General features: G+C 42.8%; 7 protein-coding genes. 2 read left to right on the forward strand and 5 right to left on the reverse strand.

Annotation, left to right across the window (positions count from 1 at the left end):
* The 5 genes from NW212_RS14740 to NW212_RS14760 form a co-directional block, all read right to left on the reverse strand.
* Positions 1-4,769 (reverse strand): type ISP restriction/modification enzyme (locus NW212_RS14740; RefSeq protein WP_258339380.1); only part of this gene is annotated, 4,769 nt, incomplete at its 3' end.
* Between the two features lie 226 nt (positions 4,770-4,995).
* Positions 4,996-6,195: a site-specific integrase gene (locus NW212_RS14745; protein ID WP_258339381.1), complete on the reverse strand. Its 1,200-nt coding sequence runs from the start codon at positions 6,193-6,195 to the stop codon at positions 4,996-4,998.
* 1 nt (position 6,196) lies between these two features.
* The gene (locus tag NW212_RS14750) at positions 6,197-6,676 is read right to left on the reverse strand and encodes a hypothetical protein (RefSeq protein WP_258339382.1); all 480 of its coding nucleotides are present in this window, start codon (positions 6,674-6,676) and stop codon (positions 6,197-6,199) included.
* Between the two features lie 3 nt (positions 6,677-6,679).
* Positions 6,680-7,600 (reverse strand): relaxase/mobilization nuclease domain-containing protein, encoded by a 921-nt coding sequence (locus tag NW212_RS14755; RefSeq protein ID WP_258339383.1) that lies wholly within the window; start codon positions 7,598-7,600, stop codon positions 6,680-6,682.
* A complete protein-coding gene (locus NW212_RS14760) occupies positions 7,597-7,962 on the reverse strand; it encodes a MobC family plasmid mobilization relaxosome protein (protein ID WP_258339384.1) in 366 nt (121 codons plus the stop codon). Before NW212_RS14760 ends, NW212_RS14755 begins: the two co-directional genes overlap by 4 nt.
* Before the next feature lie 849 nt (positions 7,963-8,811).
* Between NW212_RS14760 and NW212_RS14765 the strand changes: the two genes are divergently transcribed.
* Both NW212_RS14765 and NW212_RS14770 read left to right on the forward strand, forming a co-directional pair.
* Positions 8,812-9,123 carry a helix-turn-helix domain-containing protein gene (locus NW212_RS14765; RefSeq protein WP_122304453.1) on the forward strand — a complete coding sequence of 104 codons (312 nt, stop codon included), beginning with the start codon at positions 8,812-8,814 and terminating at the stop codon, positions 9,121-9,123.
* 33 nt (positions 9,124-9,156) lie between these two features.
* Complete coding sequence (locus NW212_RS14770) at positions 9,157-9,459, forward strand: helix-turn-helix domain-containing protein (RefSeq protein WP_008141865.1); 303 nt, start codon at positions 9,157-9,159, stop codon at positions 9,457-9,459.
* The last annotated feature ends 347 nt before the right edge of the window (positions 9,460-9,806 follow it).

A 9,806-nucleotide genomic window follows, 5' to 3' on the forward strand; every position in this document is an offset into this window, starting at 1 on the left:
ATACGTGTCTTGTCGGCTACGAGCTTGCCGTTTTCGTCACGCACTTTGGCAAAGCGCATCTTTTCCACGGCGAAGTATTGATAGGTTTCGTCAGCCCATTCATTTTGCCAGATGTCGATGTCGCCAATAACTTTTACGCCCAAAGAACGATGAGCGAGCATCGGAATATTTGCATAAAACGAATAATCACCATCTTTTCCAGTGCTTTGCTCATTGATTCCTTGCTCATAGTTCAAATGTAAGTCGGCCAGTTCTTTTCCGGCTTTATAAAATGCCATGAAATCCTGTACGTTATCAACAATAGGAATGCGTGGCAATGATTTTTTCAAGTCATCTGCGAAACGTTCACGGTATTGCTTGGAATGAAGCAAGCCATACACATAGTAGAAAATATGTTCTTTAGTAATGGCTCGTGAACCACCGAAGCGATTGCGCACTTCTTTTAAAATCCAGTCTGTGATGCCATCGTGACGAATATAACGGTTTGTTTCTGCATCATCGAAAAGTGAACTTTGGGTATTCTTGTTTTCCTCATACCAAAACATAGGAAAACATTGACCAGCTCCAATAGAACTCCTATCCACAATATGAGAAGTAATTGATACAGAAAATTCTTTTTGTCCAGTACTTCCATTTACGCATATTGCAATATTATTATAACTATTTGGAAAGAACGACGGCATCAAATACCTACTCCAGTTAAGTCCTTTATTGAAGTAAAGATGTTGCTTAAAATAGGGACGGTATATTGCATCAACTATTGTTTTTGACTCAAATTGCAGTTTTTTACCCTTTTGTACATCCTTAAATAAAGCTTCATCCCACTTTATTTGAGTTTCGTCTTTATCTACAAAATGTGATGCAACAAGATTGTTATTTTGTGCTAATGCATTTATAAAACGATTTGTTTCAGAGTTATAAAAAGATATAAGTCTTAGACAATTATCGGTTAATGTCTGTAAATTTGAGTTATACACCCATGACTCTCGATTTGTTATGACACCTGTTGAATAATTTGAAAAAATAGAATGAGCATTTATATTCTTTTTCTTTTCAGGAGCAAATGGAATCAGACTATCATATAGTCCATCTCTTTGATTTATCCAATCTGCCTTTTCGTTCGGTTCTATAACTTGCCAATATAATTTTTGAGATGAAATTGATCGTAATTCTTTTACCATTTTGAGCTTTTGCTCACGACTAAGATAATCGCCGATGTCATGGTAATGAATGATGGCTTTTTGTCCTTTTTTGCTCGGATTCTTGACAAGGCAAGTGATTGCAATCGGTGTACGAGAACCGCTACCAAAAATTTTTCCTCCTTCTTTACGTGAAAGTTCACCCGATGTACGTTGATTTCCACGCAAATTCAGCACATAGATGGAGGTAAATTCTTGCTCAAAGCAACGGCGAATACCAGAACCTGCACTACTATCAAGCCAGGCACCATTACTAATAAATGCTACAATACCACCTTCGTACTGTGAAATACGATCAGAGGCCCAACGAAAAGCCTTAATATAACTGTCATACAAAGATTTCTTTAATGAAGCTTCGGTAAATTTCACATACGTGTCTGCTATTCTTTTATCAAGGTTAGGATATTGAAGGTTTTGTGCATCATCATGTGCAGATTTTTGTCCTATTGAGTACGGTGGATTCCCCACAATAACTCTCACATGCGTAGCCATCTGTTTCTTTACTCGCTTGGAATTGTCCTGGAAGAACTCCGTAAAAAGTTCGTTGTGCTTTTTCTCTGCCAACTGGAAGGTATCAGTCAGACAGATTCCGCTATATGGCAGGTAAGTTTTACGACGAGTTATCTCATGGAACACCGATTCTATGTTCACATCAGCTATATAATAGGCCAGCAACACGATTTCATTGCAATGAATTTCATTAAGATACTTGCGCTCCATATCCTCTGGGCGGATAAGACCGGACTGCAACAATCGCGTAATGAATGTGCCTGTGCCCACAAACGGGTCAAGGATATGCACATTCTGTGCGGTCAGCGAAGTGTTGAACTCCGCCTTGAGAATATCATCCACAGAATGGATGATGAAATCTACACACTCTACGGGCGTATAAACAATACCCAGTTTTTCCACTGTAAGCGGGAATGCGCCCTTAAAGAATTTCTCATATAGGTTCTTGATGATGGTCTGTTTTCCCTCCAAATTATCAATGCCACCAACATTCATGCGTACCGATTTGTAGAATTTATCCAGAATCTCGGTATCTTTCTCGAAAGCCTGTTCTTGCAAGAGGTCTATCATGCGCTGCATGGAACGGCTCACGGCGTTGTTGTTCACGAACTGGTAATCGGCAAACAAAGCATCGAATACCGGACGGGTGATGATATGCTGTGCCAACATCTCGATGGCCTGTGCCGCATCTACTGACGGGTTAAGGTCGCGCTGTAGCCCCTTGAGGTATTCGTTGAACGCCTTTTTGTGTATGCCGGACTGGATGAGTTTGGATATGCGCTCAATGAACTTATGCGCGATGAGTCCGATTTCCTTAGCCCAATTCTCCCAATATAGGCGGTCGCCGCACTTTTCCACGAGCTTGGCATACATGCCGTCCTGCAACTCACCGAATCTAAGTTCCAACTGGCGGGCGATTTCCGCATTCTCCATCTGTCGCGCTTCTTCCTCTCCCTCCTGAAAGCCTAATCCCGGCCTGCCGATAGTGACTGACGGGGTGTAGGACTGTTTGTTTGGTTTCTGCTTGTTGAGTGCAATCTTATTCACCATCGCATTGAAACGGTCGTCGTGAGAGCGTAGCGCGTTCAGGATTTCCCAAACTACATCAAAGGTCTTGCTATTATCAAGTGCTTCTTCTGCTGAAACACCAGAAGGCACGACAATAGGGATGATGATATATCCGTATTTCTTCTCATCGGGCTGTCCCTTGTGGAAAGTACGCATCACACGACCAACCGACTGCACCACATCCACCTGTGAATTACGGGCGGAAAGGAACAGTACGGCATCAAGTGACGGCACGTCTACACCCTCGGACAAGCAACGCACATTGGTTACAACCCGACACTCCCGGTCATTGTCCGGTTCATCAGCCAGCCATTGCAGAATTCCATTTCGTTCCTGTGAGTTCATAGAGCCGTCTATGTGTTTTGCGGTTATCGAAACGGTATGCGATAGGCTTTCCGCATCTAGATTTTTGTCGTACTTTTCCGATATTTGCGGCAGTACGGAAGCCACATATTTGGATGCGATGCCCGCCCTGCTTGCGCTCTTGTCAATGGACGAACAGAACGCCACAGCACGGCGCATCATGTGTGGATCGGCATCCCATGTGCGGTGATCATCACCCTGTATCATCTTTGAGAGGCCGTTGATTACACCGATAAGTTTGGACGTGTCATCAAAATTCAGTTCGGTGGTCGTATCGGTGATGTCCCGCTTGATATTATCGGGCACATCGTTTTCACCGACGGTAAGGACAAGCACCTTATAATCGGTCAGCAGCCCGTTCTGTACGGCATAGGAGAAATTCACACGATAGAACTCTTCTCCATAAAGTGCTTTGTCGTCCATTGAGCAGAGGATGCAGTCCTTTTCAGAAGCCTTTACTTTGGCCGATTCACCGTACAGGCGCGGCGTGGCGGTCATGTACAACCGTTTTCGACCTTTCACATTGTCATCGGAGTGTATTTTAGTGAAATTGCTCTCATCCTTATCAGACAGTTTTACACCCGTAGTGCGGTGTGCCTCGTCGCAGATAATGAAGTCGAACACACCATATTCGCCGTTTGTTTCGGAAAGTATCTCCTGTTGTGCCTCTGACACGGCATCAATGGACTGGTAGGTGGAAAACACTACCACCAGTCCGTCATGGCTGCGGTACTTCTTCAGTTGCGAGGCGATGGACTTCGGGTTGGTAGATGCAGGTACGGCAAGGTCTACCACACTGTCATCTGCATCATCATATTTGTTTTTCTGTATCTTACGTGAAGCCTTGGAGTCCGAACAGATACAGACTGCCTTTATGGATTTTCCAACATCAGCTGACCATGCGTTAAGTGACTGACCCAACAGGGCGATGGACGGAACCATGAACAACACCAGCCCCTTGCCGTTCAACAACTGTTCGGCGATAAGTAACGATGTATAGGTTTTTCCTGTACCGCAGGCCATAATAAGCTTACCACGGTCGTTTCCCTCTGTAATATAATGCGTGTATGCCTTGGATATGGCATCGAGTTGATGCTTGCGCGGTTTTTTGCCTTCTACGAGTGCGGAGTTTCCCGTAAGACCATCCAACAGCTTTTGCCAATCCACTGGGGATGAATTCAGGTCGGCCATGCCGACGCGTGTCACTGGCGGTTCCTGATTACGGATGGCTTCCTCGGCATTGCTCCCCCAATGACTGGTAGTAGAAATCCATACGCGATTGGAGAAACGGGTTGTTTGAAATGTAACCTCATTCGTAAATGTGCGGCTGGAGGTGGCGAGGAACGAATCCACGGCAGGCTTGTCTATCGTGGCATCCTCGGTATAACACTTGCACTGGATGGCCCAATAGTCGCCCATTTCAGTCTTTGCCACAAGGTCTATACCTGTGTCTGTGCCTCCGAAATCCTTACGTCCCGGAAACTCCTCCCATAGCCAGACTTTTTCCAACTCGTTGTAACGTGGGTCTGTCAGCAACCATGAGCGCATTAGTCGCTCGAACTTTGTACCTTTCTCCTTTTCCGTGAATGATTCGGTACGGAATTTATGCAGTATCTCCTTGAAATTCATCTCTTGATAAGAGATAAATGCAAGTAAAATCTCATTTGAAAATCAGAATGTTCTGTACCTATGAGAATTTGATTGGCTCAACAGACGGATAGTTTTAATACAATTTATGGCATTATCAACAAGCTGTTTATGCTTATTTTTCAGTATTTTGTGTACCTTTGCATTATAACTATAACTCTTATCAAGAGATTCGGCTTTTTACTAAACAATTTTCACGCCTATCCTGTTATAAGTCTTTCAGAATAAGACCGTTCGCCTTATCCACCACATTCGTGTCAAGCGAAGCAAGATAGATGCGTGTCGTTTCTTCTGAATCATGCCCCATACCTTCACTAATGACTGCAAGAGGGATATTTTTGCTTTTAGCGATACTTGCCCAGGCATGTCTTGCACAGTACATGCTCAACGGAAGAGTCAAACCGACTAAACGGGCTATCTCTTTCAAAGCAATGTTTACACGAGAGATGGCATTTCTGTACTGTATCCGTTCATCGGTACATCGGGTGATTATTGGCAATAGGTATTGCATGTCAGAATAACTTTCATACTTATTTACAATATCTTCCATACACTTTTCCCATTTAACGGTGAGTTGCCGGCTAGTCTTTTTTCTCCTATATGTCAGAATACCATTTTTCAAATCCGATTTTCTCAGATATGCCATATCAACAAACGACATTCCACGGGTGTAGAACGAAAAAAGGAACATATCCCTTGCATAATCAAGATGCGGCTTCAATGTCAGATCAAGTTCCTTGATATACTTGATGACTTTTAGAGGAACAGCACGTTTCACAGTCTTGTCAATGCCTGTATAAACATGTCTAAACGGGTACTTCTGTTCAATCAGTTCTTTTTCCACAGCACGGTTATACACGGCACGCAAAATACGCATATAAAATGAAACTGTGTTGGGACAGATTCCTTTGCTTTTCAGCCATGCCTCATATAGCATCATCATATCGCTATCAATTTCACAAAGAAGAATATCTTGTCCATAGCGGAACTTCATGAAACTGCTCAATGCCGCAGTATAAGTTTCTGATGTTCGTATTTTGTTCAATAATTCTAATTGTTTGATAATGCCTTGCATAAAATAAAAAAAAGACTGTTCATTTACCCTGTTTTGAAAGGCTACTATAATATCATTCGCTGTATATGTACTTTTCCGGTTATCCAGTTGTCGGATAATCATGTCCAGCCGCTTCAGGTCCCATTCCATGCGTTCCTGCAAGGAAAGGAGCAGATTGCTTCGTTCCGAACTACTGACAATGATACAGCTCTCAGCTTCGTTCCATTCATCCGTAAATATCCGGTAATCCGTCTTTAACTGACGGATTACACGGTTCTGGATAATCTGATAATAGATAGTGCCTTCCTTTCCCTCTATGGTGGAAGGTCTGAATTTTACTTTCACACTGGCCATATCAATCGGATTCAGATTCTACCTGTAACTTAAATTTCTCCTGCATCAGGCTGTCGGAAACAACTTTCAGCTCGTTTTCGTACCCGTCGGCCTGTTTTCTGACCCATTCGATGGCCTTCTCGTCACGATGGATGTCAAAAACCTTGTTCAGCCAGAGAATATCTTCCGGAGTACACCCGCTCCAGGAACGGATGGCGCGGAACTTCAAGGCGTCGTCTGCATATTGCCGGTTAGACTGCCATAGTCTGATATTTCCCCATAAGGACAGGCTACATACCACGCCCATTCCGACCAAAAGAGAAAATACTTTGCTTGACCTGACTTCAAAACTATGCCGGTGAATATGCTTTACGCATGTCGGGATCACTTCTTCTGCCTGTCTGCCAGTTGGTGTTCCGGTCTTCTGTTCCAGCTTCCCGTTTATCATCTCAATCTTGTTCTTGATTTCTTCAAACAAAACATATACATTGTCTTTTTCCATACTTTACCATCTTATTTTTCGTTGTTTTTTCTTTTTCTTCTTTCTCAAATAATCGTCCGGATAACCTTCTGGTTGTTCCGGTTGCGGGTTCGGTGTGAACAGACCTAAAGAACCGCTGTATAATTCATAGCCATGCGGTTCCTGTTGATATGCCGGTTCACTCTGAACAGCTACCTGTCTTTTTGTTTCCGAATATGACGGTGTCTTTAATGCGGCATTTATCTTGGAATAGCTGAACTGCCTGTCAATTTTGGAACCGCTAAAGGAATAGCCGTTCATGATGAACACGATACCCTGTACTTCATTGGATTTTCCCTTGTATTTGAACCGTACATCTACTCCCTTTTTGCTTAATCCGGCAATCAGCTCCTTCCAGTTTCCGGCCTTTCCGACTTCCGTTTTAAGCAGACTGTAAAGTTCATACTTTGTCTTGTCTGGTTCCCTTAAACGTTCAGTCTTGACATGATCCTTGCCTTTGGCCATGTGAAGACCATATTTCAAGGTCAGTTCCTTGCAGATGCGTGCACTCCGTAACCGCTCGTTTTTGTCGGATATGGTCCTGCCATCATTATCTATCCGGTTGTAGGCGATATGTATATGAGGATGCTCCTTGTCGAAATGTCTGGCTATAAAGAACTGTGTGTTCCTTATGCCCATCCGTTTCATGTATTCCAAAGCTATTTCTGCCATAATCCGGCTGGTCAGCCTGCTTTCATCCTCTTTGGAAAATCCCAGTGCAATGTGTCCGACCGGTCTGGATACTTTCGGATTCATACCGGCCTGTGCTTCGAAAGCCTTTGTTATTGTGTTAACATCCTCAATGAACAAGCCGGCATGTGCGATAATCCTGGCATCCTTTTTACTGTCAATGATATAGCCGGTAACCTCACGGAATCCGCTTCCCTTTACAATCTTCGCAATCATAGCAGGATATGGTTCAGCAGTTCTTCGATTCTTGCCACCTGTACACGGCATTCCAGTTTTGCCGTATCGAATCCTCCGGCATTTGCCTTATGAGCCAGCTGGTTCAGATTGTTCGCCATACCGCATAGCTTACGGATATAGTCGGAATGTTCCGCTGTAAGTCTTTGCCGGACATATCCCTTACGGAAACATTCCCTCAGGTATTCACTTGCCGATATGCCTGCGCTTCTTGCCCTGCTTTTCAGTGTATAGTAATCCGGTGTCGCCAGTTTCACGGTAATACGGTATTTCAATTTGTCGGTCGTACTCTTTGGAGGACGGCCGCCCTTGTTGTTTCGTTCTGTATTCTGTTTCTTTTCCATCTGTTGACTATTGTATAAAATGAATGTACTGATTAGACCAGCGGGATGAACCTCTCACTGCGTCCAGTAGTGGGAGCAAGCGGTTTCGGTCTGCCCGAAACACAAACTTGCCCCACTAAAAACCAGAATCCCGCTATTTTGAGCATCTCTGAATATGCTCCTTATAAATCCGGGAGAAATAATACCGTTGTCGGTATCATCTTATGGAGGGGACAGGCCTGTTTTTCCGTTTCTGTTCATCATTTATTTTCTCATTTTGTTTGCCATGTTCCGATATGTCTCGGAATGAATTGTCTGGCAAAAAAAGAATATAAGTTTCCAATAGTCAAACAGTTGGTCGGGATGTGGCAACAATGTGACCTATTGCAGTTTGTATGCAGGGCAATAGGTGTGGAATGCGGTATTTTTCCTGTTTGATGAAACAATGAACCGGGGATTCAAACAGTTACTGATTTATTGACTTGAATATTTACTGACTTAATGTCGTATTGTAGTAAACATTCATGTCTGTGAATCATTGAAGGAACAATTCTTTGCTTCCTTATCTAATCAATGGCTTGGAAAAGTAATGAAGTAAGGTTACAGGGAAATAAACCATTCCTTATCCATTGCTATGGACCTTTATTGAATCAGATTCATAGATCTTTTATTCTGTAAATCGTTATTGGATGGAGTCCATGAATATAGGAATATTTACAGAAAAGGATATGAATGTGGCCTCATAACTAAGATAATCAGCGCCACATGCTGCCAGTTAAGCGGAAACCATTGCCTTTCAGAATATATGGCTTTTCTTTGTCGCAAACAACGAAAAAAGAATAAACATCAATCAACAAAAAAGGAAACGATATGGAATTTGTAGGAATAGAAAAGCAACTGTTTGAGGAATTGGTGCGTAAGTTTGAATACTTTGAGCATCGGGTCATGGAAATTTGCAACCGGGAGAACGACAGGACCCTGCACAAGTGGATGGATAATCAGGACGTGTGCCGGTATCTGAACATCTCTCCCCGCACCTTGCAGACACTCCGTGATAACGGTACCCTGCCTTTTTCTCAAATCAATCACAAGATATTCTATAAGCCGGAAGATGTGCAGGGTATCGTCAAGAAAGTTGAGGACAGAAGAAAAGAGGCTATTTACAGAGGACGTAACATATAACAGTTAAACAATAACCACTAAATCCATAATAACATGAGTGAACTGAGAACAGACAGCAGAGAATGGGTACACCGTATCATGGGAAGTCTTGACCGTATGCTGGTCGGGATTGAGAATCTGGCGGTCGGAAACCGTCCCGTACTGGGCGGTGAACGCTATCTGACCGACAAGGAAGTGTCGGCACAATTGAAACTGAGCAGACGCACGCTTCAGGATTATCGTAATGAAGGGAGAATATCCTATTATCAGTTGGGAGGTAAAATCCTTTATCGGGAGAGTGATATTGAGAAAATGCTTCAGGAAAATTATCGGGAAGCATATATGAGTAGTAAATAGATGAGAGATAGCAAACTAATTGTTATTTAAGCCTCTTGAAATAAGGATATTAAATAATATATTCTTACTAAAGACTAGCAAAAGGGGATCCTGTCCTGCTGAACAAGATCCCACTTTAATTTCGATTGTAAAGCTGAGTGAGGATTGTCCTCTTTTTATTTATTTTTTTCATCGTAATATTGTTCCAATAGTAGGAAAAACAATAAAAATACGCATAAAATTTCAACTCTACAATCAAGAGGAACCACTGCCGATAGCAAATTGATTCCGAGTGGAATGGTAACTCGATTTTTCATGGTCCAAAGATTTTAAAGGTTTATATTCCGAAAAATTCCGGTAGCGAAATT

This window comes from Bacteroides sp. ET225, from assembly GCF_024733745.1.
GTDB lineage: Bacteria > Bacteroidota > Bacteroidia > Bacteroidales > Bacteroidaceae > Phocaeicola > Phocaeicola excrementipullorum.

Bases quoted from the DNA above. Each gene is read 5' to 3' on its own strand.
- NW212_RS14745 (WP_258339381.1), bottom strand. From the start codon at position 6,195: ATGGCCAGTGTGAAAGTAAAATTCAGACCTTCCACCATAGAGGGAAAG.
- NW212_RS14750 (WP_258339382.1), bottom strand. From the start codon at position 6,676: ATGGAAAAAGACAATGTATATGTTTTGTTTGAAGAAATCAAGAACAAG.
- NW212_RS14755 (WP_258339383.1), bottom strand. From the start codon at position 7,600: ATGATTGCGAAGATTGTAAAGGGAAGCGGATTCCGTGAGGTTACCGGC.
- NW212_RS14760 (WP_258339384.1), bottom strand. From the start codon at position 7,962: ATGGAAAAGAAACAGAATACAGAACGAAACAACAAGGGCGGCCGTCCT.
- NW212_RS14765 (WP_122304453.1), top strand. From the start codon at position 8,812: ATGGAATTTGTAGGAATAGAAAAGCAACTGTTTGAGGAATTGGTGCGT.
- NW212_RS14770 (WP_008141865.1), top strand. From the start codon at position 9,157: ATGAGTGAACTGAGAACAGACAGCAGAGAATGGGTACACCGTATCATG.